At 45.8% G+C, this 25,169-nt stretch carries 20 protein-coding genes; 12 read left to right on the forward strand and 8 right to left on the reverse strand.

All coding sequences use genetic code 11. The annotated features are described in order from the left end of the window. Nucleotides 1-96 precede the first annotated feature (96 nt). Complete coding sequence (locus OH463_RS18195) at nucleotides 97-393, forward strand: hypothetical protein (protein WP_045487290.1); 297 nt, start codon at nucleotides 97-99, stop codon at nucleotides 391-393. A gap of 97 nt (nucleotides 394-490) precedes the next feature. Here the strand turns inward: OH463_RS18195 and OH463_RS18200 are convergent, their stop codons facing one another. Beyond that, nucleotides 491-1,531, reverse strand: a complete 1,041-nt coding sequence (locus OH463_RS18200; protein ID WP_017190882.1) for a hypothetical protein — start codon at nucleotides 1,529-1,531, stop codon at nucleotides 491-493. A gap of 375 nt (nucleotides 1,532-1,906) precedes the next feature. Between OH463_RS18200 and OH463_RS18205 the strand changes: the two genes are divergently transcribed. Then, nucleotides 1,907-2,368, forward strand: coding sequence for a hypothetical protein (locus OH463_RS18205; RefSeq protein ID WP_269991929.1), 462 nt, complete (start codon nucleotides 1,907-1,909; stop codon nucleotides 2,366-2,368). 85 nt (nucleotides 2,369-2,453) lie between these two features. Continuing rightward, entirely contained in the window at nucleotides 2,454-2,930 is a 477-nt protein-coding gene (locus OH463_RS18210) for a copper chaperone PCu(A)C (protein WP_029790722.1), read from the forward strand. Nucleotides 2,931-3,191: 261 nt separating this feature from the next. On the opposite strand, the gene yegD is transcribed toward OH463_RS18210, so the two are convergent. The 3 genes from yegD to OH463_RS18225 all read right to left on the reverse strand — a co-directional run bounded on the left by yegD (nucleotide 3,192) and on the right by OH463_RS18225 (nucleotide 5,815). Then, nucleotides 3,192-4,544 carry a molecular chaperone gene (gene yegD, locus OH463_RS18215; RefSeq protein WP_269991932.1) on the reverse strand — a complete coding sequence of 451 codons (1,353 nt, stop codon included), beginning with the start codon at nucleotides 4,542-4,544 and terminating at the stop codon, nucleotides 3,192-3,194. 87 nt (nucleotides 4,545-4,631) lie between these two features. Further along, complete coding sequence (locus OH463_RS18220) at nucleotides 4,632-5,258, reverse strand: hypothetical protein (RefSeq protein WP_009696323.1); 627 nt, start codon at nucleotides 5,256-5,258, stop codon at nucleotides 4,632-4,634. Nucleotides 5,259-5,494: 236 nt separating this feature from the next. Beyond that, entirely contained in the window at nucleotides 5,495-5,815 is a 321-nt protein-coding gene (locus tag OH463_RS18225; RefSeq protein ID WP_005450131.1) for a DOPA 4,5-dioxygenase family protein, read from the reverse strand. Nucleotides 5,816-6,408: 593 nt separating this feature from the next. Between OH463_RS18225 and pdhA the strand changes: the two genes are divergently transcribed. From pdhA to OH463_RS18240, 3 genes are read left to right on the forward strand one after another with little or no spacing between them, the layout of a single operon-like run. Beyond that, nucleotides 6,409-7,503 (forward strand): pyruvate dehydrogenase (acetyl-transferring) E1 component subunit alpha, encoded by a 1,095-nt coding sequence (pdhA, locus tag OH463_RS18230; RefSeq protein ID WP_269991933.1) that lies wholly within the window; start codon nucleotides 6,409-6,411, stop codon nucleotides 7,501-7,503. Then, complete coding sequence (locus OH463_RS18235) at nucleotides 7,496-8,479, forward strand: alpha-ketoacid dehydrogenase subunit beta (protein ID WP_269991934.1); 984 nt, start codon at nucleotides 7,496-7,498, stop codon at nucleotides 8,477-8,479. The genes pdhA and OH463_RS18235 overlap by 8 nt, the downstream gene beginning before the upstream one ends. After that, the gene (locus OH463_RS18240) at nucleotides 8,476-9,618 is read left to right on the forward strand and encodes a dihydrolipoamide acetyltransferase family protein (RefSeq protein WP_269991936.1); all 1,143 of its coding nucleotides are present in this window, start codon (nucleotides 8,476-8,478) and stop codon (nucleotides 9,616-9,618) included. The genes OH463_RS18235 and OH463_RS18240 overlap by 4 nt, the downstream gene beginning before the upstream one ends. A 1,696-nt stretch (nucleotides 9,619-11,314) precedes the next feature. Here OH463_RS18240 and OH463_RS18245 read toward each other — a convergent pair. Together OH463_RS18245 and OH463_RS18250 are read right to left on the reverse strand one after the other, a co-directional pair. After that, nucleotides 11,315-12,280, reverse strand: coding sequence for an electron transfer flavoprotein subunit alpha/FixB family protein (locus tag OH463_RS18245; RefSeq protein ID WP_269991938.1), 966 nt, complete (start codon nucleotides 12,278-12,280; stop codon nucleotides 11,315-11,317). An 11-nt stretch (nucleotides 12,281-12,291) separates the two neighbouring features. Beyond that, entirely contained in the window at nucleotides 12,292-13,041 is a 750-nt protein-coding gene (locus tag OH463_RS18250) for an electron transfer flavoprotein subunit beta/FixA family protein (RefSeq protein WP_269991940.1), read from the reverse strand. Between the two features lie 278 nt (nucleotides 13,042-13,319). Between OH463_RS18250 and OH463_RS18255 the strand changes: the two genes are divergently transcribed. Next, nucleotides 13,320-14,981: an electron transfer flavoprotein-ubiquinone oxidoreductase gene (locus OH463_RS18255; RefSeq protein WP_269991942.1), complete on the forward strand. Its 1,662-nt coding sequence runs from the start codon at nucleotides 13,320-13,322 to the stop codon at nucleotides 14,979-14,981. A 145-nt stretch (nucleotides 14,982-15,126) separates the two neighbouring features. After that, nucleotides 15,127-15,294 carry a hypothetical protein gene (locus OH463_RS18260; protein ID WP_155488226.1) on the forward strand — a complete coding sequence of 56 codons (168 nt, stop codon included), beginning with the start codon at nucleotides 15,127-15,129 and terminating at the stop codon, nucleotides 15,292-15,294. Nucleotides 15,295-15,346: 52 nt separating this feature from the next. Here the strand turns inward: OH463_RS18260 and OH463_RS18265 are convergent, their stop codons facing one another. Together OH463_RS18265 and OH463_RS18270 are read right to left on the reverse strand one after the other, a co-directional pair. Then, the gene (locus tag OH463_RS18265) at nucleotides 15,347-16,318 is read right to left on the reverse strand and encodes an FAD:protein FMN transferase (protein ID WP_269991944.1); all 972 of its coding nucleotides are present in this window, start codon (nucleotides 16,316-16,318) and stop codon (nucleotides 15,347-15,349) included. A 95-nt stretch (nucleotides 16,319-16,413) separates the two neighbouring features. Next, nucleotides 16,414-19,428, reverse strand: coding sequence for a flavocytochrome c (locus tag OH463_RS18270; RefSeq protein ID WP_269991946.1), 3,015 nt, complete (start codon nucleotides 19,426-19,428; stop codon nucleotides 16,414-16,416). A gap of 501 nt (nucleotides 19,429-19,929) precedes the next feature. Between OH463_RS18270 and OH463_RS18275 the strand changes: the two genes are divergently transcribed. The 4 genes from OH463_RS18275 (at nucleotide 19,930) to OH463_RS18290 (ending at nucleotide 25,129) form a co-directional block, all read left to right on the forward strand. Then, the gene (locus OH463_RS18275; RefSeq protein ID WP_269991948.1) at nucleotides 19,930-21,336 is read left to right on the forward strand and encodes an ATP-binding protein; all 1,407 of its coding nucleotides are present in this window, start codon (nucleotides 19,930-19,932) and stop codon (nucleotides 21,334-21,336) included. Next, nucleotides 21,314-21,964, forward strand: a complete 651-nt coding sequence (locus OH463_RS18280; protein WP_269991950.1) for a response regulator transcription factor — start codon at nucleotides 21,314-21,316, stop codon at nucleotides 21,962-21,964. Before OH463_RS18275 ends, OH463_RS18280 begins: the two co-directional genes overlap by 23 nt. Next, complete coding sequence (locus OH463_RS18285) at nucleotides 21,961-22,785, forward strand: DUF2861 family protein (RefSeq protein ID WP_269991952.1); 825 nt, start codon at nucleotides 21,961-21,963, stop codon at nucleotides 22,783-22,785. Before OH463_RS18280 ends, OH463_RS18285 begins: the two co-directional genes overlap by 4 nt. A 73-nt stretch (nucleotides 22,786-22,858) precedes the next feature. After that, nucleotides 22,859-25,129, forward strand: coding sequence for a glycoside hydrolase (locus tag OH463_RS18290; protein ID WP_269991954.1), 2,271 nt, complete (start codon nucleotides 22,859-22,861; stop codon nucleotides 25,127-25,129). Nucleotides 25,130-25,169 lie beyond the last annotated feature (40 nt).

A 25,169-nucleotide genomic window follows, 5' to 3' on the forward strand; every position in this document is an offset into this window, starting at 1 on the left:
ACTCACAAGTGTCGCGTCTGCGGCACTTTTCTTTTCCTGCAAACTCATATCACTCAGTTACACTTAATCCATGTTGACATGAAGACGGTAACTGTAATGAGCAAACGTAACCTTGCCCTACTTCTCCTCCTATTTGGCGCAACCTCTGCGGACGCTGGCGTATTGGACCCAGACTGTGACGCAGAAAAAGCAGCCAAAGCAACAGCGACTAAAGCGGTAGTGGGAGTCGGTGGTCGATGCACACCAAAAGAAGCCTTAAAAGACAGCACGGTAGAAGCCGGTAAAGACGCGCTACCCGAGGAAGGACTTGCAGGTAAGGCCGTCGACGCTGCAATGCCAGAGAAAGAGAAGAAACCTATTAAAAACACAACCAAGAAGATCATCACTGATTAATCGTCAGCCTGAAGTGAGTCGATTGGTGAAATATGGGTTTAGAGTAAATGAAAAGAGCGTCCATCTGGACGCTCCTTTGTTTTTTCGTTCACAATGCTTAAGCCACTTCGGTCTGACCAATCCAGTGGTAATGGTGGTTGGCTTTCTTACCGACTAAACCAAGTTTAGCTAGTTCTTCAAACACTTTGTCGACCTCTTCTGCCGAAAGTCTGAACTGCTTCGCCACCGCTTTTTTGGTGCAAGTAATTTGGTGACCTTTTAACGCGTCACTCACCTGCTCTAATAACGTTTTTGGCTCTTCTGGTTCAAGCTCTTGTTGCGCTTCAGGCTCGGCTTCCTCTTTGATATGAGGCAAGTATCCCGCTGGCTCTGGGTCAATATCTCGGATGTTTGCTAACGTTATCCCGTCGTTACGACGGAAGAAATGGCGGAAGCGATTCTCTTCACCAATCAAACCCACAAAGAAAGCAGCAAAGAAATCCAACAAGATAGATAAGAACACCACCAAGCCCAGCTGCGCCTGAGAAGATGTCGTTCCAAACGCTTTCGCTAAGCTGTCGATAAGACCAATCACCGAACCTTGCGCCACTGGCGGTAAGCTATCACGCTCTGTTGCTAAACGTTGCTGCTCTTCACGTAGCTTCTTGTTCTGCTCTTGAATGCGCGTTACGCCAGTTGCGATACGCTCCATCTCGATGTACTTTTGCGCCGCCATGTTGTTCAGTTCAATCTGCTTATCGATTGACGCAATCTGACGGTTGTAGGCTTCCACTTTCGCTTGTTCTACAGAGATATGACTTTGGGCGCTGTTGGTCGCACTGTTGATGCCACCGATACTGCCGCCGATAGAAATAGCGGCAAGCACCAAATAGAAAACTAACGCCGTTAGGGCTCCGGTGTAGTTTCTGTGTGCACGACGCTCACCGTATTCATACCAAGCGTAAAACTTGCCCGCTTCAAAGATGATTGCCAGACCGCCAAATAGCGCCTGCATCATTGGGTTTTCGTCAATCGACAAAAACAGTAAAAGAGAAAAAATAGTCGATGCTAAAATCGCAGCGCCAGTAAACGCGTACACGCTCACCATAGCAAATCGACCTTTAGGATATCGATATCCGATCTGTTGTTCGTATTTCATTGGAGAAATTTCTTAAGATTCCGCAGCCCTTATGTGATGGGCGCTTCAAGCAACTACAAAGGTGCGGAGAATACCGTATCCTTTATTAAATTACTGTCATAATTCCGTTAATGGAAAACAAGTGAGGAATAGATAATCAGTTTGAATTGAATCAGTGCGATTCTAGCACGTAAAATCACCAACAAAATTACTAAAATTCAGCCTACCAATGGATTTAGAAGGCTATTGGATAACGACATTTGCGATTTCGGTTCTCAGAACAAATAACCACAAAACAAATAAAACACACTCACATCACCGTTTTATAAACTTATAGTTACAAATTATTGTTCGTTTGTTAGTATCGCCGCGTTAAAAATCTCACTACCGAGTCGCATGGATATACTCAGAATACAGCAAGGAAAACAGACACTAAGCGCTATCACGATCATCATTGCTGTGCTGTTTCAGCTGTACCTAACGTCGACTGCGGCACTGAATCCTACGCAAATCCACAGCGAAAACTGGCTAAACCAAGTTCAAGATGAAAAGGTGTTGCTGTGTACCGCTGATGGCTTTAAATGGGTGGATATTAACGAACTGATTGAAGCCAACGCACTGCCCAATTCTGAATTTGTTCAAGACCTTAATCTGCATGATGGATTTCAATTTGAGTGTCCGTTATTGCAAGCAGCGCAATTCTTTATTTCTATCACGCTAGGACTTTACCTTGCTACGCTTTCTTGGCTAAGGCGCACTAAGAACACGCTCATACATTACCAATTCGCGATTTGTGGCAAACAAGTCTATAAACACGTCGCACCAAAACAATCACCGCCTTGTGCTTTCCTCGCCTAATGCTCTGCATGTGGCACACGAAAACAACTATTAAGCCGATCGAACTTTCGAATCGGAGAAGCCAAATTTCATAAGGAAAACACTAATGCTTAAAACAATCAAAACCACAGCTATCGCTCTTGTCGCTTTACTGGCAAGTCCACTCAGCCTTGCTCACGAATACGAAGCAGGCAAGATTCACATCGATCATCCTTGGAGCCGTGAAGCGCCACCAAATGCACCAGTAATTGGCGGTTTCTTCCAGCTAAGTAACCTAGGTGACGTCGACGACGCACTGATTGCGGCTTCGACACCGATTGCTGACCGTGTGGAAATTCATACTCACACGAAAGAAGACGGCATGATGAAGATGATTAAGATTGATGAAGTCGTGGTAGAGCCTCAGCAGAAAGTGGAATTCAAGCCAGGCAGCTTCCATCTCATGATCTTCAACCCAACCCAAACGCTAAAAGAAGGTGACCGTTTCCCTGTGACTTTGACGTTCAAAAAAGCAGGTAAAGTGGAAGTAGAAATGGCGGTTGAGAAGAAAGACCACATGGAAAAGCACACGCACCACCATTAATCACTTAAACGAAAAGAGCCCGCTACTTCAGCGGGCTCTTTTGCTTTTGGTACCTATGATTCTAGTCGTGTGCACCTTTGGTTGTACTGATGTGCACTTTAGAGATTCCCTACTCGCTCGTTCCTCGCTCTAGGGAATGACCCTATTTAGTCTTCTGTCAAAGTTTGAGTGGCTTAGTGCTCAACACATCAGCCAAGCTCCAGCCTCGTCATTCCGACGAGCCTAGGCGAGATCAGGAATCTAATAACAGCTAACTCAGTCTTACTTAAAGCAAACCTCTGCCCAGCGCGCTAGACCAGCAGTGACCGAACCAAAGTAGTTGCCACTCACCACTGGAATGTTTGGCAATACTGTCTGCACTGCATCACGCAAAATAGGTGAACGTGCCGAACCACCAGTCATAAAGATCGCATCCGGTTTCACGCCAGCTTGCTCTACGGCTTCAGTAACCAAAGCCGTCATCTTATTCTTCGGTGATTCAATCGCTTCAATCATCTCATCACGTTGAACATCGACTTCAATCAACTCAGACAACAAGTTAATGCCCGCACGGTAAGACGCTTGATCAGACAACGCGACTTTGGCTTCTTCTGCACGACGCACGATGTTGTAGCCTAGCGACTCATGGTAAACCTCTAACAAACGAGCCAGCTTCTCAGGCTCTTGCGCTTGCTTGTGCAGCAGTTTCAACGCCGATAAGTTTTCACGTGAGTAGAAATCGCTCTGCGCTTCCACATTGTTGATCGCAATTGGATTCCAGAACTGCGTGGTTGGCATCATGATGCCCGATTCCATCTTGCTCTCCATACCGAATGGGAACATCAGTTGTTTGAACGCCAACGCGATATCCAAATCGTTACCACCAATACGTTGACCACTGTGCGCCAACAGACTTGCGGTACGGTCAGCTTTACCTCGCCAAGATGGTCCCATCTGAATCAAAGAACAGTCTGTCGTACCACCACCGATATCAACCACCAGAATGGTTTTATCTTCGGTTAGCGTTGCTTCGTATTCCAGACCTGCGGCTACCGGTTCAAATTGGAATTCGATGTTCTGAAAACCAGCGCGTTTTGCTGCTCTTAGAAGAATGCCTTCCGCTTGAATGTTCGCCGTCTGACCGCCACGACCGTGGAAGTTGATCGGACGACCAATCACCGCATCAGTGATAATTTGCTGCGCACTGTTCTCTGCTTGCGCTTTGATGTTGTCCATCATGGCGCAAACCAGATCTTCAAAGAAACTTAGCTGAACATCACGCAGACCAGAAGCACCGAGGAAAGACTTTGGTGATTTCACGTAATAGATATCGCGAGGATCTTCCAAGTAGCGATTCAATGCCGCTTGACCAAACGCCATGTCTTCTGGCTCAAGTTCAATACTTTCTTCACGATTAAGGTTGATCGCGCGACGCAAAACCTGCTCACCAACCTGATCGAAAGGTTTGATGCTGCGATGGCGGAACAAGTGTTCAGACACCGACTCACGCGTTGGTGCAGCAAGGGTGGAAGGAATGTAAGGGCTATTCCCTTCAAGGTTTAAAAGTTGCGGTTCACCTTGTTCCATTTTCGCCACCGAACAGTTCGCGGTGCCGTAGTCAAAGCCGATATACATAAGTCCTCCCACTGACGAAAAAAAGGTCGGCAATCCTACCTCAACCTCAGTGGAATTACTACCGCAACTCAATGAAATAAGGGGCGCTTACTCTTTCTCGGCAGGTTCTTTCTTCATTGATGGCAACACAACCGCAAGCAATAAAGCCAACAGCAGAAATACCGGAGTGAGCGTAAGCCCATGCCAAATAGAGTATCCGTCGTGGAACAACCAGAAAATACCGACAGTCAGCAAGTAAGCAAAGTAACTGCAGAACACCAAGCTAATCGCAACGAAGCGCGTACGATTGATGATTAAGATTCGCACCAAATACTGGCTCATGATCCCCGCGCAGTGTACCGCCATTTGCCAATTAATGATGAAACACGCCAGTGCGACGAACCCAGAAATCACCAAGGCATCGTGCGTGTTGAGAATGAAATAGCTACCGAAGCGACTGATGATGACGGAATAATCGCCCTCGTACACGATCGACCAAGAAATGGCGTTTGCCGCAGCGACAAAATTGGCAAAATAAGCGATGGCATAGAAGGTAGTTTGAGAACTGAATGGCTGAAAGACTTCGGAGCAATAGCCCTGCCATTCTTTTTGATTTGACGTTGGTCCGACCCAATTACGTTTTTTGTTCGGCACTCGCTCTGCAAACGCAGGACCGTTACGAAACAACAACCAGAAAATATACAGCGCAAGTGCTACTAAGAGTATTGTAAGCATACCCTTTCCCCTCCAGAAATGTCCTTTTCCACTGCCAATGGCGTTGGGGTCGTAAACTGCACTTCCCTGTTTTTGTGCTTAATCTTATTTTAACGCATTGTTAAACATCATAAATATAATCAAAACGGCAGTGACGACTTTATCACTACCGTTATTAAGGTTTAGCACACGATGGACGGAATTGCTGAATCTGGATAGACCAAATAGGAGGGAAAGAAACGGTCTACCCAAACGAATTATGCTTCGAGCTTTTCTTCAAACACGCCAAGCTCACGACCTAACCAAATCGCACGCTCGGTATGATCACGCAGCTCGTTATCACTGACTGGATGAATCAGAACCGAAAAACCGCCACGAATGGTATCAAGCCATGCGATAAACTCATCACTTATCGATTCAACATGCAGCTCAAACATCGGCATCTTATGTGGACCAACCAACTTGCACACTAAAGGGAAAACGCGCAAAACATCTTGGCGTTCTTGACGAATGATCTCATTCAAGGCTTGAGCTTTATCCTGCTGCTGAAGCGGGAAGTAAACATGAATGTGGTACATAACTTCTCCATGTGTATCACTGACTTTCATTAGTCGCCACACTACCTGTATTCAACTATCGAGGGAAGCGACAAATTCAAATCTATCGTCAAAGCGTGACGGAGAGATTAACGTGTTACTGGATCTGCGCGAATATGGTTGATAAATCACTCAACCTGTCGAATTTTACAGCATAATTTTATTACAAATTTCCTGTCAAACTCAGTGATTCCCTTCAACTTCGAAAACGTACAATTCAAAAAAGCAGTGTTTTATCCTAGAAAAGTACGGTGTAAGCGAAACTTTACTGTGGGTTACAACTCAAATTAAAGCATAATTTAACAATTTGTTTACACTTACTGTATCTGGTTATACCAAGATTCATCACTGGATTAGGCGGTGTAAACAGCAGTAATAAATGACGCCTTGTGTTTTACCAGAACACACTTTTGTTAGAGAGACGAGCACCAAAAGCGTCGACAACTATCAAAACAACTGCAATCCTAGGTATGACCTTTTGCGCTGATATCAAAGCCTGAGTACCCATACAGGCTGAGATCGAAATAATGAGCAGCTGCAGTCCAAAAGACCCGCAGCGTCAAAAGGAGCTTGAGATGAACGTTCAGGCATTACCCATGCATCGGTTTATCGACCATGATGGGAACCTCGTCAGCCAACTACCCAACTGGGCTGATCTCGAAACATTGGTCGGGTTTTACCAAGACATGGTATTAACTCGCACCTACGATAACAAAGCCGTTGCCCTGCAACGCACTGGTAAATTGGGCACCTATCCATCACACCTTGGCTCGGAAGCCGTTGGGATAGCGGTAGGCAGAGCGCTAAAAACCAGTGATGTATTTGTTCCTTATTATCGCGATATGCCCGCCATGTGGTGTCGTGGTATAGGCATGGAGAAGAACCTGCAATACTGGGGAGGCGATGAACGCGGCAGCGACTTCGCTCCCGAAGGCAGCCCTTTTCCTAGCAAAGATCTCCCCTTCTGTGTCCCAATCGCAACCCAGTGTACCCATGCCGTTGGTGTTGCAGCAGCACTGAAAATCCAAGGCAATCACGATGCGGCTTTGGTGATGTGCGGCGATGGCGGTACTTCCAAAGGCGACTTCCTTGAATCCATTAACTGTGCGGGCGCATGGAACATCCCATTAGTTTTTGTGGTAAACAATAACCAATGGGCGATTTCCGTGCCGCGCAGTTTGCAATGTGCTGCGGAATTTCTCTCAGAAAAAGCCAAAGGCGCTGGTATCCCTGGTATTACGGTGGATGGCAACGACGTCGTCGCGGTATTTGATGCAACAATGACCGCCCTCGAACGAGCCAGAAAAGGCAAAGGCGCAACGTTAATTGAAGCAATAAGTTACCGCCTGAGCGATCACACCACCGCCGACGACGCGACCCGTTATCGTAACGAGGATGAGGTTCAAACAGCTTGGCAATATGAACCCGTTCGTCGACTTAAAGCCTTTCTCACCAAACAAGGCGTTTGGAGTAACGAGAAAGAGCAAGAGTGGCAAGCCCACTGTAAAGAACAAGTTGAACTCGCCGTTGAACGCTATCTCAACATGCCGAATCAAGCGCCTGAAACGGGCTTCGATTTCCTTTATGAATCCCTACCCCAAGAGCTTCATGCGCAAAGGGATGAGCTAATCAACAAAGCAATGCGAATGCAGGGAGGGAAACATGGCTGAACTCACGTTAGTTGAAGCAGTGAACCTCGCACTGCACCATGAAATGGAACACGATCCTAATGTCATCGTCCTTGGCGAAGACGTGGGTGATAACGGCGGTGTATTCCGCGCCACTGTCGGGCTTAAGCAAAAATACGGTCTTAAGCGCGTTATAGACACACCTCTTGCTGAAGCGCTTATTGGCGGTGTCACTGTCGGTATGGCAACGCAAGGTCTACGACCTGTGGCAGAGTTTCAATTCCAAGGCTTTGTCTTTCCTGCATTAGAACATTTAATGTGCCACGCGGCGCGAATGCGTAACCGTACTCGTGGTCGACTCACCTGCCCTGCAGTGTTCCGTGCGCCCTTTGGTGGCGGTATTCATGCACCAGAGCACCATTCTGAAAGTGTCGAAGCGTTGTTTGCTCACACCGCAGGTTTTAAGGTTGTGATTCCTTCATCACCGCAACGCGCTTATGGTTTGCTCCTAGCAGCTATTCGTAGCAACGATCCGGTGATGTTCTTTGAGCCAAAACGTATCTATCGCACAGTGAAATCTGAAGTGGTGGATAACGGCGAAGCGCTACCTCTCGACACATGCTTTACCCTACGCAAAGGTCGCGACATTACGTTAGTGACTTGGGGAGCGTGTGTTGTCGAAGCACTGCAAGCGGCTCAAACGCTGTCCAATCAAGGTATCGAAGTTGAGGTGATTGATTTAGCCAGCATCAAACCCATTGATACCGCGACCATCTTCCGTTCCCTTGAGAAAACTGGACGCCTCTTGGTGGTACATGAAGCCAGCAAAACCTGTGGTGTCGGCTCAGAACTGCTAGCCAGAACCGCAGAACATGCGATGTGCCTACTCAAAGCGCCACCAAAACGTGTCACAGGCATGGATACCATCATGCCGTACTACCGCAACGAAGATTATTACATGATTCAGGAAGAAGACATTGTGCTCGCCGCGCGCGAACTCGTGGAGGATTGGAAATGAAGACGTTTAACTTACCCGATCTCGGCGAAGGTCTCGCTGAGTCAGAAATTGTGAAATGGCATATTAGTGTTGGCGATATGGTCAAGCTCGATCAAGTGGTGCTTACTGTCGAAACCGCAAAGGCGACCGTGGACGTCCCTGCGCCTTATGGCGGTCGTATCGTGAGTCGTCATGGCGAAGAAGGCGATGTAATCAACATTGGTGCTCTACTTCTTGAAATCGATGAAACGGGCGCAGAACAAACCGTCTCCGAGAAAAAACAAACTGCCGATGCAGCAACCGTGGTCGGTAATGTATCCCAACATGCGCACAGCGTGAATGTGGATGATTTCTGGATTGGGGGTGAACACAATCCATCGCCTGATAACCTCATCACTGCCCTACCTTCTGCTCGCCTATTAGCGAAGAAACTGGGCGTAGATTTGGAGTTGGTCAAAGGCAGGGGTCCAGATGGGTTGATCGTCGATGCCGACATTTACGACGAAGCAGGCAAACAACGCCCAGGTACAGAAGTACTCAAAGGCGCACGCCGAACCATGGTATCAACCATGGCGGAATCCCATCACAATGTCGCAGCGGTCACCATTACAGAAGAAGCCGTCTTGGAAGGCTGGAAGCAAGGTGAAGACATCAGTATTCGTCTGGTCCAAGCCATTGTGCATGCGTGTCAGGAAGAGCCAGCCATGAATGCATGGTTTGATGCTGAGACCATGACGCGTTGTGTCCACAGTACGGTGAATATTGGTATCGCCGTAGACAGCCGACACGGTTTGTACGTGCCAGTTCTGCGACATGCCGACGAATATGAGCCTCAGGAAGTACGCCGTTGGTTAGATCAAACCGTACAAGGCATACGCGAACGCAAGATTGGTCGTGAGCAGTTGCAACACGCCACCATTACGCTTTCAAACTTTGGTGCAATTGCCGGTATTTACGCAACGCCTGTGGTCACACCGCCACAAGTCGCTATTGTCGGTGCAGGTCGAATCATTGAGAAGGTTGTAATTCGAGACGGGCAAGCTGTGGCAGTCAAAGCCATGCCGCTGTCGATTACGTTTGACCACCGAGCATGTACCGGCGGTGAAGCAGCAAGGTTCACAAAAGTACTGGCAGAGCACTTGAGAAAAGCGAGTGTTTAGAGAACGCTTGTCACGAATAATAAAGGGCTTCCGATTGGAAGCCCTTTGTTTTGAGATTGAATTTAAAGAGAGATTCCCTACTCGTTCATTCTTCACTCAAGGTAATGACGCTGTTTGGTATTCACTCTGCAAAGAGACTTAAAATTCTGATTATTAAGAATAAAATCTAGCGCGTCATTCCAGCAAGCCTAAGCGCGACCAGGAATCTAATGACAACGAAAGCTGAAGCACCTTTATAGCAATAAACTAACCGCGCACTTTGACAATAGATTCTGAATCACGCTCGTTCCTCGCTGTTCAGAATGACGACCTAAAGTAGCGAGCAACAAGGAGAGCCCCTGCCCGTTTATTCTTCATTCTAAGGAATGACGCAGTTTGGTTTTCACTCAGCAAAAGCGTTCTAATAATCTGATTCTTAAGAAGAAACTATAACGCGTCATTCCAGCAAGCCTAAGCGCGACTAGGAATCTAATGACAACGAAAGCTGAAGCACCTTTATAGCAATAAACTAACCGCGCACTTTGACAATAGATTCTGAATCACGCTCGTTCCTCGCTGTTCAGAATGACGACTTAAAGCAGTGAACAAGAAGAGATTCCCTACTCGTTCATTCTTCACTCTAGGGAATGACGCTGTTTGGTCTGTAATCAACAAAAAGCACCGTAACAACCTGATACTTCACAGAAATTCTAGCGCGTCATTCCAGCAAGCCTAGGCGCGACTAGGAATCTAAGAACAACGCACACCGAAGGTCTTTCGTAGCAAGAACCCACAGCGCACTTTGACGATAGATTCTGAATCACGCTCGTTCCTCGCTGTTCAGAATGACGGCTTAAAGTAGTGAGTAAGGAAGAGATTCCCTGATCGCTCATTCTTCGTTCTGGCGAATGACGCTGTGTGGTGTGTACTCAAAAAGAAGCACCGTAACAATCTGATACTTAGAAGGAAACTCTAGCGCGTCATTCCAGCAAACCTAAGCGCGACTCGGAATCTAAGAACAACGAACGCTGAAGATCTTTCATAGCAACAAACCAACCGAGCACTTTGATAGCAGATTTCGAATCATGCTCGTTCCTCGCTGTTCAAAATGACGACTTAAAGTAGTGAGTAAGGAAGAGATTCCCTGATCGGTCATTCTTCGTTCTGGCGAATGACGCTGTGTGGTGTGTACTCAAAAAGAAGCACCGTAACAATCTGATACTTAGAAGGAAACTCTAGCGCGTCATTCCAGCAAACCTAAGCGCGACTAGGAATCTAATGACAACGAAAGCTGAAGCACCTTTATAGCAATAAACTAACCGCGCACTTTGACAATAGATTCTGAATCACGCTCGTTCCTCGCTGTTCAGAATGACGACTTAAAGTAGTAAGCAAGAAAGAGATTTTCTGCCCGTTCATTCTCCATTCTAAGGAATTACGCTGTTTGGTTTGCACTCAACAAAAAGCACCGTAACAACCTGATTTCACAGAAACTCTAGCGTGTCATTCCAGCAAGCCCAAGCGCGACTAGGAATCTAATGGCAAAGTGCGCTGGAGGGCTTTCATGGCGATATTCCAACCGTGCACTTTGACAATAGATTCTGAATCACACTCGTTCCTCGCTGTTCAGAATGACGACTTAAAGTAGCGAGCAAGAAAAAGATTCCCTACTCGCTCATTCTTCACTCTAGGGAACGGCGCCCGAAAAATAGCGAAATTAAACCTTCTCCAATAATTCCGGCATAATCTCAAACAAATCACCAACCAAACCATAGTCTGCGACTTGAAAGATTGGCGCTTCAGGATCACTGTTGATCGCCACAATCACCTTAGAATCCTTCATTCCTGCTAAATGCTGAATCGCCCCGGAAATACCCACAGCAATGTACAGCTGAGGCGCAACAATCTTACCCGTTTGCCCAACTTGCAAATCGTTAGAGACAAAGCCTGCATCTACCGCAGCACGTGATGCACCAATTGCACCACCAAGCTTGTCGGCAAGCTGTTCCACCAGCGCGAAATTCTCTTTACTGCCTAACCCTCGACCACCCGAGACAACAACGTTTGCTGCTGGTAGCTCTGGTCTTTCGCTTTCCGCTTTTTGCTGTGAAACAAACTCACTGTGCTCTGCCTCAATGACCGTTTCTAACGTCATGACATTCTCGGCTACTTGTGAGTCAGACACCGCAATTGCGTCAAACGCTGAGCTTCGAATAGTCATCACTTTGGTTGTATCGTCCGAACGAACTCTGGCTAACGCATTACCGGCATAGATGGGGCGAACAACCGTATCGAGCGATTCAATTGCAATCACATCTGACAACTGCCCGACATCCAATAAGGCAGCGACTCGGGGCATCAAGTTCTTACCGAAGGTACTCGCGGGAGCTAGAATATGCGAATAATCCCGACCAACTTCGGCGATCAAGGTAGACAGGTTTTCTGCCAATGCATGTTGATATTCGACAGCATCAATCGCAATGATCTGTGAGATACCTTGCACACACTTCAACTCATTCAATACTGAGCCGCACTGATGCCCGACTAACAAGGCGGTGACAGGCAAAGAGGCACCGTCTTGTTCAATTTTAGAAGCCGCGCTCAACGCACGTAATGTATCGACTGAAAGTGATTGGTTATCATGTTCTACAACGACCAAGGTTGCTAACGGTTTGTTTTCCATAGTTATGCCTCCTAAATCACTTTCGCTTCATTTTTGAGCTTGTCGACTAACTCGCTCACACTGCCAACCATCTCACCGGCTTTACGGGCAGGCGGTGTCATGACTTCCAGCACTTGCTGAGAGCGTTCGACACTCACACCAAAGAAGTCTGGCGTCATTACCGATAACGGCTTCTTCTTCGCTTTCATGATGTTCGGTAGAGAGGCGTAACGCGGTTCATTCAAACGTAAATCCGTACTGATTATCGCAGGCAGATCCAGTTTGAGCTTTTCTAAGCCACCGTCGATTTCTCGCGTAACCAGAACCGTTTCCCCTTCTACTTTCACTTCCGATGCAAATGTCCCCTGCGGACGATTCGTCAATGCTGCTAACATTTGCGCGACTTGGTTGTTATCCGTATCGATTGACTGTTTACCCAGCAGCACCAATTGAGCCTGCTCTTGCTCCATCACAGCTTTGAGTAACTTCGCGACCGCAAGTGGTTCTGGTGACTGTTCAACATCAATATGAATCGCACGATCCGCACCTAATGCGAGCGCTGAGCGCAATTGTTCCTGACAACTGGTGTCACCAATCGACACCACTAACACCTCCTCTGCAACCCCAGCTTCTTTAAGGCGTACTGCCTCTTCCACCGCAATTTCACAGAATGGGTTCATCGTCATCTTCACGTTGTTGGTTTCCACACCGGAACCATCAGATTTGACTCTTACTTTAACGTAAGGGTCAATTACACGTTTAATCGCAACCAGTACTTTCACATTCCCTCCTAGCAGATCGCAAAGCGATACGCGTCCTAGCAATTGGGTCATGCGTGACAAAGATTTGTATTAAAGCTCAAGCTTTTCATTATCTTGCTAACAAAAAACACATTGTGACATTGTCACCTAATATCTTTATCACGCCCTATGACGTTACCATTTGAGCTTAGTTTAGTTTACGTTTACGTCAACTGGACTATAGTTCTTTATACGAGCACTGCGTAATAGAAGAAGCACCTGAAACACAAAGAAAGGTTTCGCATAAAGGAAGCAAGAAGATGGAAAGAGAATGCATGGAATTTGATGTGGTGATTGTCGGCGCCGGACCTGCAGGTTTGAGTGCAGCATGCCGCTTAGCGCAACTTAACCAAGAACGTGAAGGTGAGCCGCTGTCTATTTGTGTGGTAGAGAAAGGTTCAGAAGTTGGTGCACATATCTTATCTGGCGCGGTATTCGAAACGCGTGCATTAGGCGAACTCTTTCCTGATTGGCAAAGCATGGGCGCACCGCTTTCCGCCGCTGTAAAAAACGATGCCTTCTTGTACCTAACCACGGAACTTAATCACATTCGTGTTCCCCACTTTCTTACTCCCAACCCAATGCACAATGACGAAAACAACTACGTCATCAGCTTGGCGAACTTATGTCGTTGGTTAGCAGAACAAGCAGAATCGCTTGGCGTTGAGGTCTATCCCGGTTTCGCCGCATCCACGATTAACTACGATGAATTTGGCGCTGTTACAGGGGTAAACACCAGCGATATGGGCTTGGACAAAAAAGGAGAAGCCAAACCCAACTTTGAAGCCGGTATTGAGTTAAGAGCCAAATACACAGTATTCGCTGAGGGGTGCCGAGGTCATCTTGGTAAAGAGCTCATCCAACGATTTGGTTTAGACGATGATAAACAACCGCAACATTATGCGCTCGGGCTTAAAGAGATTTGGGAGTTACCTGCCGATGCCAAAGATCAATCAGGCAGCGTGATTCATTCTGCAGGGTATCCTCTGAATGAATCCAAAACCACGGGCGGCGGTTTTCTCTATCACATGGAGAACAACCAAATCGCTGTCGGGCTTATTGTCGACCTGAATTACAGCAATCCTTACTTGAGTCCGTTTGACGAATTTCAACGCTTTAAGCACCACCCAGCTATCGAACAACATCTGAAAGGCGCTCAACGCATTGCTTATGGCGCAAGAGCCATTGCGAAAGGTGGGTTGTCTTCTCTGCCGAGACAGCAATTCCCCGGCGGTTTATTGATTGGTTGTGATGCGGGCACCTTAAACGTCGCTAAGATCAAAGGCAGCCATACTGCGATGAAATCCGGTTTGTTAGCCGCAGAAGCCATTGCTGAAGCATTCACACAATCCAATTCGGAACCGGATTACCAAAGCAAGTTTGAAGGTTCATGGCTGTATGAAGAACTCAGTGACACACGTAACTTTGGTGCAAACATTCACAAATTCGGCAGTGTGCTGGGTGGTGCACTTTCCACCTTCGAACACAATCTGTGGCAGCCTCTGGTTAAGAAACCAATACCGTGGACAATCACAGATCCTTCGCACGATCATGAACAGCTGAAACCAATTGATGAGTGCCAACCTATTCAATACTCGAAACCAGATGGTGTAATCAGCTTCGATAAACCCTCATCAGTATTTTTGTCTGGTACACAACACGAAGAAAATCAACCTTGCCACTTGCAACTCGCCTATCCTCATATTCCAATTCAAGTCCATTTGAAGAAGTTTGATGAGCCAAGCCAGCGCTACTGCCCTGCTGGTGTGTATGAAGTGGTAGAAGTCGAAGGCGAGCGAATATTCCAAATCAATGCCGCAAACTGCGTGCATTGCAAAACCTGTGACATCAAAGATCCTTCGCAAAATATCACATGGAAAGCACCAGAAGGTGGCGGCGGACCAAGCTATCAAAACATGTAGATACGTTAGTATGTTGACAGTCTAACAAATGGATAAACAATCCAACTGCTGTTTTTATGCAGAAAAATTTGCCTTCGATACGAAGAAATCCACCAGCGCATTTCAATTACGGATATAATGCCGCCCTTGTTCCAGCTGATGAATCATGACAATGCGAAAATACTACGTAACTGAAGGCGACACGACGTCTAAGAAAGAGAAAATTGCCTACCCAAAACTGGCGCTATGTGACCAATGTGTGGGTAGTTATGTTGTGATCAGTGAAGGCGAACGCACGTACGAAGAGTGCGCTAAATGCGGTGTGGATGATTAACGCTAACGCGATAAGTTGATGATATGAGGCAAGTTTGAATCTCTGCCTCATCTTACCCGTCCAGAGCTGACTCTTCGCGCAATAAAACACAGCCTTTATAGTCCATCAGCCCTTGTGTGACGTGCACTTCACCTTGCTTTGAAACAACCACTGCCTCGATACCCTGTTGCTGATTTAGGTAAGATATCGCTTGTTCAACGCTTGGTAAAAAGCCGGCGGTACTCCAAATTTCACCATCGACAGACAGCCTAGAGATAATAGTCAAACTGGCGATATCGGTTGATATTGGCATCCCCGTCTTGGCATCCAACAAGTGATGGTAACGCTGCCCGTTGGATTCAAAAAATCGCTCATTGATACCCGATGTCACCATCGACATGCCTTGTAAAGGTACGACGCGAACGACGTCACCACGCTGTGATAATGGGTTCTGAATGCCCACATTCCATGCTTTGTTGCTGTTATCTGGCGAATGACCGATGGTCAGTACGTTCCCACCCAAACTGATAAAACCGCTTTGCACGCCTGCTTCAACCAGTTTGTTCTTTACCTGATCGGCGAAGTAACCTTTAGCAATCGCGCCTAAGTCTATCTCCATCCCCTTTTGACTTAAGAACACCGAGTGGTCATCTTCATTCAAAATGATCTTGGTAGGATCAACCAAGGATAACTTGTCTGTAATCACGTCATGTGACGGCACTTTGGCATCCTTAAAACCAATTCGCCAAGCTTTTACAAGCGGACCAACTGCAACGTTAAAAGGGTTTCTTGTGTCTTCACTGTGCTGTTTAGCAAGCTTAATCAGGTCAAATAGATCCCTTGCCACCACCACAGGTGTAATGCCTGCATTTTGGTTGACGCGCATCAACTCAGAGTCGGATTGATTGACCGTAAATCGCTCTGCGTAATCAGCGAGTTGCGCGTAGGCTTCTCTTATCAGTTGCTCACCGTTCGAGTGATACACCACCACATCGATAAAGGTGCCCATCATCTGAAATCTGGCGCTGTATTTATTGGTGCTCATCGATTTCTCCAAACACTAAATACGGAAAAAGAGGGAAGCATCACTCCCCTCTTATTGATTACTTATCTTGCTCTGTTTCGCTCTTGAACGAGTGCTTAAACAAGATCAGATGCACTCTCACCAGCGATACGACCATAAGTGAAGATATCGATCAGCGCGTTACCACCGAGACGGTTGCCCGCGTGGATACCACCCGTTACTTCGCCCGCTGCGTACAGACCTTGAATAACTTCGCCATCTTTACCAATCACTCGCGCCTTAGTATCAATCTTCAAGCCACCCATTGTATGGTGAACTGAAGGCTGACGTGGCGTCGCGTAGAATGGCGCTTTTTCCACTTTCAAACCGAAGGCACTCTTATGGAATTCAGGATCCTGCCCCGCATCCACACAAGCGTTGTATTGTGCGATGGTGTTAGTTAGCTCTTGCGTCGGAACGCCAATTTTCTCAGCCAACTCTTCTAGCGTATCAGCTTGAATAATGATGCCTTCTTTGATTTCGCGTTCGATGGTTTCATCTGATGTATTCGCTGCGGTTTGACGAATGTTCTCGTCCGCAATCATGTAAATCAGACCACCGTTATCGAAGAACGCCTCAGAAAGCACGTCACGACTACCACACTCATCAACAAAGCGCTTACCTTGCTTGTTCACGAATACAAAGTTCTCTGGTGGCACAATCAGACCGGTTAGCAGCGCACCTGATTTAGGGTCACCAACTGGCATTAATTGCACAAAGCCCATGCCGACTAATTCTGCGCCTGCTTTCTCACCAATTTCGATGCCGTCACCAACCAATGCTGGTGAGTTTGTGGTCTTAATGTCGTCCGCGATTTCTTTCCAGTATGTGTTGTACTTTTTGATCATCTGAGTGTTTGCGCCGAAACCACCAGAAGCCAACACTACACCATGATTCACGTGAAGGATAAGCTCTGTGCCGTCCGCTTGAACCGCTTTGATGCCCACCACTTTACCGTTATCAACCATCAAATCCGTTGCACGCGTATCTGTAATGATGCGACCGTTTTGCTCTTGGATGCGTTTTGATAGTTTGTCGACAAACTCTACGCCTTTTGGACGTTTAGGTTTGTGTGCACGACGCCACAAGGCACCAACTGGGATCTCAACAACGCTACGGTCAAAATCAATGCCCTTTTCACTCAACCAATCAATGGATTCCATAGAGCGAGATGTTAGGGTTTCAACCAAATCGTATTGACCGTAAATCGATTCACCGTTCAGGTCGGTACGTTTACCGCCAAGGTAGGTTTGAATTCGGTGTAATTCGACAGAATCAAACAAGTACTGCTTGCCATTTTCAAGGTCTGTAAAGTAGCCATCCAGTTGCGCTTTAAGTACTTTGAAATCTTCAAGGTACTCACCCGCAAACTCGGATTCCGCTGTTTTCGCTAGCAGCATCAAGGTTTCTTTTTCGCCAGGAAGTGCTGGGAAATCACCTTGCCATTTTGGTTCTGCCGCGTTCACCCAACCGCCAGTACGCACCGTGTTACCACCGATTGCAGGGAACTTCTCAAGCAAAATAACCGACTTGCCTTTATCTAGCGCCGTTAACGTTGCACTCAAGCCGGCACCGCCGCCACCAACAACCACGATATCCACGGTTTCTTCGATGGTTTTCGATGACCATGCAACCGCTTCTTTGGCTTTGCAGCGCAGTGCTTCTGAGTTACCGCCCGCCAGATCAACCGCGTTCGATACGCCGTCCAGTACTGCTTGGCTGCTGACTGTCGCACCTGAAATCACGTCGATGTTCAGTGTTTGACCATCAAGAATTTGTTGAGGAATACGTTCAAACGCTGGGTTTGCGATGCCGTCTGATTCTTTTGAAGAGTCCACCACAATGTCGAGGATTTTATCTTCAGAGAAAGTAACGGTAACCGGCAAGTCGCCATTGTGACCGCGACCATACGCCGTATATTCACCTGAGTTAAATTTGATTGGAACGTTCTGCAGCTCTTTGATGCGTTGGTGCTTCAATGCTTCTGCTGCGCTGTCCACAATCATGTAATCCATGATTTCCCAAAGTGGCGTTGGGATTTGCAGCGCTTCTTGTTGCGCGATGTCCGCGAACTCGGCACAAGTTTCATCGTTAAGCGCTTTGTTTGCCCAAGTAGGTTCAACCAAATAACCTTTACCGACACTGACCATGTCGTAACCTTGCTCTAGTGCATTTTCTGCATCTTTGCGTTGAGCAATACCACCAACACCAATCACTGGTACTTTCGCAACACTTTCAGATTGAAGCTTAAGGTATTTGTCGATTAGCGGCTCTTGGTCTTCTGGCGTGACGATAGAATTGCGTAACCAACTACCCATTGAGAAATGGAAATAATCCAAGCCGTGAATCGCCAGCTTATCTAGTAGGAACATGGTGTCATCAAAACGGATGCCCGGCTGTTCAATCTCTTCAGGAGAGAAGCGGTAACCGATGATGAAATCAGATTTGTTATGTTGCTCAGCCACTTGCTTAGTTTTTGCAAGTACAGCTAATGGGAAAGAAGTACGTCTTTCAATGTTACCACCCCATTTGTCGTTACGACGGTTTGAGTGTGGCGAGAAGAATTGCTGAATCAGGTATGTGTTTGCGCCGTGGATTTCAACGCCATCGAAGCCAGCAAGGATTGCACGGTTTACTGCATCACCAAAGCGCTCGATCATCTCTTCGATTTGTTCTTTGGTCATCTCAAGTGGTGTTTCAGCGTTGTCACGCAGCGCAGCGACAGGACTTGCAGAAATCGGTTGGTGTCCGCCATTGAACTCAGGATTTGCCATACGACCCGCATGGTAGATCTGCAGAATAGCTTTAGAGCCTTTGGCTTTAATCGCATCGGCAAGCTTGGTTAAACCTGCGATTTTGCTGTCGGTATCAATACCAAGCGCACCAGGGAAAGCACGACCGTAATTTTCTACAAACGCACTCTCGACAATGATCGCCCCTGCATCACCAGAACGTGCCGCGTAGTAGTTGATCATCTCTTGCGTTACGCCGCCATCAAAGAATGCAGACTGAATCGTCATCGGTGCCATCACGATACGATTATGCAGCTTGACCCCTGATTGAAATACAATTTCATCGACTAACTGAGTCATAAATAGTTTCCTTTAACAGATTAATTTTCATATCAAAGGCACCTCCAGTTCGGTCAGCGCACCACAAGTGTTTTTGATATGAAAACCAATGCCCTTATTCGATAACCACAAAAATATTATTGATTTGACCGTATGAGTAAAATGAATACTTTGCATTTTAGCTATGATTGAAGCGCATTAATTAAAGGCTAAGTGGTTTGATTTGAATGGTAAAAACTTCAGGAAATGAAGTGCAATGCCTTAATGTTTAGTTAGGCGTTAAGCCTTTTCTGAACTGGAATATAACGAGTAATTTAAGTGCTAACTTACGAAGAAAAGGTAAAAGCGAATGGGGTAACTAGATGAGTACTCAGCGACTCAACAAGCCTACGAGGTACGGATATTATCGCCGTTATCTGTACTCCGTATTTTTATGTTTCGGTACTATTGTTGACAGTAGGGTTACAAAACTCAGTGAAATAGCTCTAGAATTCGAGGGTCTATTTGAAACCAAGGTTTGTCATGTTTGAGCGCATATCTTTCTTATTGTTTGGCAGTTTACTGTCATGCTTGGCGCATGGAGAAACCTTGCAAAATCGCTGGCAAGATCTCTACCAAAATACATGGCAAAACACTCCATATGCCCTTACACAGAACGAATTGAGTCGTTATCCACCAGCCTTATTAAAAAGTAGTGCACTCTATCCCGACTTCAAAACGTTTACTTGGCATGATTTACGACTCTTAAACGCCGCCGCGACCCATTGCCAAAGCATAAAGTCAGATAACGCCAAACTTAACCGAGCGATAGAGTTTGAGCTTGCACTTTGTAGAGGAAAACAATTAAAGCCGGACTGGTTTAGCTCAAACGATGTCATGCACCCAGCAGGCGGTGGTTATGCCGATCGATACCTCAAAAAATATAATAACATTGAGCCACAATCATTAATGGCAATTGCACCATTCACCACAATTTCCAACCCAATTAACCCCTTACATCGGAAGCTGGGTCCCCTTTCTCCGCAAGGACGAGATGCCCTGCTAAATGGTTATCGAGCATGGTTAGAGGCTGATACCCTATGGCTTGGGAATGAAAGTGGCTTAAAAGCGGTGTCTGCTTCGGTTTGGCAGCCGCTAGCTCAAAAAGCCAATCTGTCTTTACAAGGTGAGAATTGCGCTTTTACTTACAGTAATTTATGCATCGCAGAAAGAAACACATCGACAATTTCATGGCAGATCGTGCTTACTCTTTTAGGAGGCATTTGCTTAGCTTTTATTGCTCGACTGAGCTTTTTAAAGCATAAACAACGTAGAGAAAAACGTTTTATTTTACAGTTGCTCACTCATGAACTTCGAACCCCTATCACTAGCTTAGGGCTAACTGTAGATATATTTCGCCATCAATTTGATGATATGGACGAGACATTACAAGATACGTTTTGGCGTTTGGTTTCAGATTATCAGCGCCTTTCGCAACTTACTGAGAACAGTAAGACCTATTTGAGCACCTCAACATCAGATAAGTTGTTGTATCAAACCGCATCACTAGAAGAATGGCTAACCTACTGCTGTGAGAAAAATAATGTGAGATATCAACTCAACCAAGATAAGCAACTCAGCTTACCTTATTACTGGTTAACCATTTGTCTTGAAAACTTAGTCAAAAACGCTCAACAGCATGGAGCCGGAGCCATCACTGTGCATGTTCAAGTTTCTCAAACACTGACGATAGAAGTGCAAGATGAAGGTCAGTTCCCTTCTTATTGGCAACGGTTATTTCCTTCAAAAGCGGCTCATTCAAACAACATGGGGATTGGTTTAGATATTGTGAAACATTTAATGAAGATGGCGAATGGAAAACTCATCATTCTTCGTAACCCTACTCGTTGTATATTGGAGCTACCTTATGAAGACCATTCTGCTGATTGAAGATGATGAACTACTCGGTCAAGGCTTGGTTGCCTTTTTCACATCTCATCAGTTCAAGTGTTTGTGGGCGACCAATGCCGAACAAGCCAACAAACTCTGGTATAAAGCGGATGTGATAATTTTAGATCGTCAGCTAAATGACGGAGATAGTTTACAACACTTAGCTCAGTGGCTATTGCTGAAAGCGGTACCTGTTATCGTTTTAACGGCCAAAATAGAGGTTGAGCAACGTATTGAAGGACTAATGGCTGGCGCAAAAGATTACGTTACTAAACCATTTTCTAGCGAGGAGTTACTTGCAAGAGTACTCACTCAATTGCGCCCTCTTGGATCTAGTTTGTTGACGTACGAGAATATCGAATTGGATTTAGGGCAAAGAGTAGTGCGAGTTAAACAGCAGAACATTTCGCTAAAACCGAAAGAATTCCAGTTACTATTGCTGTTAGTTCAAAACCAAGGGCGAGTTTTTCACCGAGATGAATTGCTGAACAAAATTTGGGGGTATGAAGCCTTTCCCAGCACTCGTACCGTAGACAACCACATATTGCACTTAAGACAAAAACTGCCAAGCTTGAACATTGAAACGCATCGCGGTGTAGGTTATCGACTTCGTGAGGAACAAAAATGACACGAGTATGCAAAAGGCTCCTATTCGCTTTAGCCAGTGCGGGGATGGTTTTGTCAACTTATGCGCACGCAAACCTATTTACAGCCTCTCCGCTGGAACATACTTATCAAGCCACGTTGACTCATCAGCCTCAGTTGGCTTGGCAAGAGCTTTTTCTCGCTCTACGTCAGAATGAAATCAGTAGCAAATACTGGGTTCCTATCAAGAATGAACTCCTATCCCAAACCGCTTGTGGAACGGAGCTGAGTTCAGGGAAGAAATTGACTTCACAACTCACGCTTGGTGTGATTAGGCGATTTGGGCTCACCTCTCAAGGTTATCAAATCCGCCTTTCTGTTGAGCAATACACAAAAAATCAATCCGTTACACTCACATCGCCAAATGGTGTTGCATTACTTAAAGGTAACTTGATTGCCAACCCACAGTATCAAGAAATCGAGAGCATTGACCTGCTGCAAAAACCAGTCTCGGGAATTTACACCTTATCTCTTGGAAACCAGAAAATCGATTTACTGATTGCAATTCCGGAAGGTGCACCATGGTTATCTCTGGAAAATAAAGAAGGGCACAGAATAGTCGAAACAACTTTGCCAAGTAGCGTCTCATCTTGCCCAAAAGCCATGGCAACGTGGCAATGGTTTGATAAGAACTACAATTTGCTAGGCAGTACGATCCCATTTACCCATTCTCTTGAAGGCATTCCTAAACAACCGTTCACCGAGGACAAAGCAGAACATTTGACTGCAAGTGTTGAATTAGTTGAGTTTCAAAATGGCGTGCAAATTGAGTATATCCAGCGATTAGCCATCCCCTATCGATAAATAGAGACATATAGGTGACACGCGCAATATCGCACTTCGATTAAATGACGTTATCGTTAATTGGAGTTTAATTATGTCACCCAAAAAAGTTTTACTGTTTCTTTTTCTTAGTAGTATTAGTCTTATCGCAATCAGACCAAGTTTTGCCCGACCTATACACCTTCACGATCAAAACAACCAAATCTATATTGCACCGCAAACACTGGAAATTCGTTGGAATACATTATCCATAAACGAAGCCTCATTAACCGTCGACAAACAGAAGCAACAAAGTTATGAGATTCTTAAAATGGCAAAGAATCTTGTTTCTTGGAAGCTTATTCCTAGCCAAATAGAAGTCACAGCAAGATTATCAGACTCTACGCTCGACCTTTCCTTTGACTCTGGATCAAACACGACCGTTTCTCGCCAAAAACCAATGTCTCTGAATTGGTTTGATCTCAATGAAAATCGAAGCCAAACGCTTCTATTACCCTTTAGCGAGGGAATGCGAATTCCTATCTCTAACGCGCAATGGGCTGCGTTCCTCGAAGATAACTATTCGAGTTCAAACACGACACAAGATCTCAAAATGCCATTTTGGACAGTCGAACAAAACGGCAAGTACATCAACTATCTCATTACAACGCCAACCAATAACCTGCTCAACTTCGAACGCGTCAATGGACGAATTAACATGTCTGCGAGCCATCAATTTACGCAACTTAATAAAGATGAACCCTTTAAATTGCAAGTATCGATTGATGACACGCAGTTGAGCGGAGCAAAAGCATATCGTCTATGGCGCCAACATGAAGGATTCAGCGATCCTCTCAGTGCAAAAGCAAAACGCAATGCCAATTTAAAGAAACTGATTGGAGCAAGCCACGTGTATTTGTTTGGTAAAGGTCCGCTTAGCATTAGTGATGTAAAAGACTGGTGGGGTCTGAAGAGTTGGTATTTGACACAATCCAATTTGACAGTGCCAAGCTCCGCAAAACAAGAGCTAGACGCACTAAAAAAACAGCAAAAATGGTTTAGCCAGTATCATAAGCAACTGCTGCTCGATTCAATTATTGACTCGTTAACGACAAAGTTCCCAGTCTCTTATCCAACCTTAGACAACAATACTATCCAAGATCAGTACCGCGCGGCTCAATCTATTAAGACCTACTTAGCAACGCATGCTGGTCGCTATTTGAATGGCACAAATACTTGGGGACAAGCGTTTTCATCTGGCATGCTCGATAACTTTCACAAAGCGGGATTAGCTCATCTTTGGCTTGGTTTTGATAATTGGATGCCAAGCTTCTATAACCCACAACTTATAGATACCGCGAAACAACAAGGCTATTTAGTTGGCGTATACGATTCTTATAACACTGCGATTCACAAAGGCAGTAACGACGGTTGGTTAACGGCAAACTTGCCTGAAGAAATGCGCCTAGGGTGCGCAATTGAACTCGCTAGCGGAAAAAAGAAATCTGGTTTTCGCGGGAATGGATATTATCTCAACCCGAACTGTCAATTGGACTATGTAAAGCGTCGGATGTTAGATATTGTTAAATATGGTCACTTTAATAGTCTTTTCTTGGATGTCGATGCGACCGCAATGGCAAGAGAGGATTACCGCGACAACAGTGGCGAAAGTGACATGCTAGACGCGTTTAATCAAAGATTAGGTTGGTTGGCAAAACAAAGCGACCTTGTTTTGGGCTCTGAGGACGGCAACGGGTTAACCACCAAAGGCATTGCATTTGCTCACGGTCTAGAAACGGTTGGCTTTGATTGGGTTGACGCCGACATGACGAAACATCGCCAATCTGAGTATTACCTCGGTCGTTGGTACCCAGACCAAAAACCAGAGTACTTCTTTAAATCTGCAAAAGTAAAAGAGCCCTATCGTTCACTACTCTTTGCACCTCAATATCGTGTTCCCCTTTATCAAACGGTATTTCATGATGAAGTGATTAACTCTCATCATTGGCATACTGACAGTCTAAAATTCAGCAATGTAAAAATGGAGCGCGATCTAGCTGCGATGTTGTACAACACCCCAGCGATGGTACATCTCACTCGAGATGAAGCTCTGACAGATCAAAGCAAACGAATACAAGCGCTAAAGCACTATCAGGATGGCTTCGCTCCTATTCATCAACAGTTGTGGAACCAAGCGTTAGTGGATTTTTCTTGGTTAGATTCTGAGGGTAAGGTCCAGCAGACAACCTTTGAGAATGGCAGCCAAATCATTGCTAACTTCTCATCTTCTCCTTATGACAACAATAATATCGCCGTACAAGCAGGTTGCATTTATGCACAACTAAGTAATGGGCAAAAGATAAATTGGTGCAGTCAGGCGCAATAATCCAAAGGGAACAATCTAATTTCTACTGACACTTTCTCTA

It is taken from the genome of Vibrio sp. NFR (assembly GCF_027587095.1).
GTDB lineage: Bacteria > Pseudomonadota > Gammaproteobacteria > Enterobacterales > Vibrionaceae > Vibrio > Vibrio harveyi.

Bases quoted from the DNA above. Each gene is read 5' to 3' on its own strand.
- OH463_RS18205 (WP_269991929.1), top strand. From the start codon at position 1,907: ATGGATATACTCAGAATACAGCAAGGAAAACAGACACTAAGCGCTATC.
- OH463_RS18255 (WP_269991942.1), top strand. From the start codon at position 13,320: ATGGAAAGAGAATGCATGGAATTTGATGTGGTGATTGTCGGCGCCGGA.
- OH463_RS18275 (WP_269991948.1), top strand. From the start codon at position 19,930: ATGTTTGAGCGCATATCTTTCTTATTGTTTGGCAGTTTACTGTCATGC.
- OH463_RS18285 (WP_269991952.1), top strand. From the start codon at position 21,961: ATGACACGAGTATGCAAAAGGCTCCTATTCGCTTTAGCCAGTGCGGGG.
- OH463_RS18245 (WP_269991938.1), bottom strand. From the start codon at position 12,280: ATGGAAAACAAACCGTTAGCAACCTTGGTCGTTGTAGAACATGATAAC.
- OH463_RS18210 (WP_029790722.1), top strand. From the start codon at position 2,454: ATGCTTAAAACAATCAAAACCACAGCTATCGCTCTTGTCGCTTTACTG.
- pdhA (WP_269991933.1), top strand. From the start codon at position 6,409: ATGAACGTTCAGGCATTACCCATGCATCGGTTTATCGACCATGATGGG.
- OH463_RS18290 (WP_269991954.1), top strand. From the start codon at position 22,859: ATGTCACCCAAAAAAGTTTTACTGTTTCTTTTTCTTAGTAGTATTAGT.
- OH463_RS18260 (WP_155488226.1), top strand. From the start codon at position 15,127: ATGACAATGCGAAAATACTACGTAACTGAAGGCGACACGACGTCTAAG.
- OH463_RS18270 (WP_269991946.1), bottom strand. From the start codon at position 19,428: ATGACTCAGTTAGTCGATGAAATTGTATTTCAATCAGGGGTCAAGCTG.
- OH463_RS18265 (WP_269991944.1), bottom strand. From the start codon at position 16,318: ATGAGCACCAATAAATACAGCGCCAGATTTCAGATGATGGGCACCTTT.
- OH463_RS18240 (WP_269991936.1), top strand. From the start codon at position 8,476: ATGAAGACGTTTAACTTACCCGATCTCGGCGAAGGTCTCGCTGAGTCA.
- OH463_RS18225 (WP_005450131.1), bottom strand. From the start codon at position 5,815: ATGTACCACATTCATGTTTACTTCCCGCTTCAGCAGCAGGATAAAGCT.
- OH463_RS18220 (WP_009696323.1), bottom strand. From the start codon at position 5,258: ATGCTTACAATACTCTTAGTAGCACTTGCGCTGTATATTTTCTGGTTG.
- OH463_RS18195 (WP_045487290.1), top strand. From the start codon at position 97: ATGAGCAAACGTAACCTTGCCCTACTTCTCCTCCTATTTGGCGCAACC.
- OH463_RS18235 (WP_269991934.1), top strand. From the start codon at position 7,496: ATGGCTGAACTCACGTTAGTTGAAGCAGTGAACCTCGCACTGCACCAT.
- yegD (WP_269991932.1), bottom strand. From the start codon at position 4,544: ATGTATATCGGCTTTGACTACGGCACCGCGAACTGTTCGGTGGCGAAA.
- OH463_RS18280 (WP_269991950.1), top strand. From the start codon at position 21,314: ATGAAGACCATTCTGCTGATTGAAGATGATGAACTACTCGGTCAAGGC.
- OH463_RS18200 (WP_017190882.1), bottom strand. From the start codon at position 1,531: ATGAAATACGAACAACAGATCGGATATCGATATCCTAAAGGTCGATTT.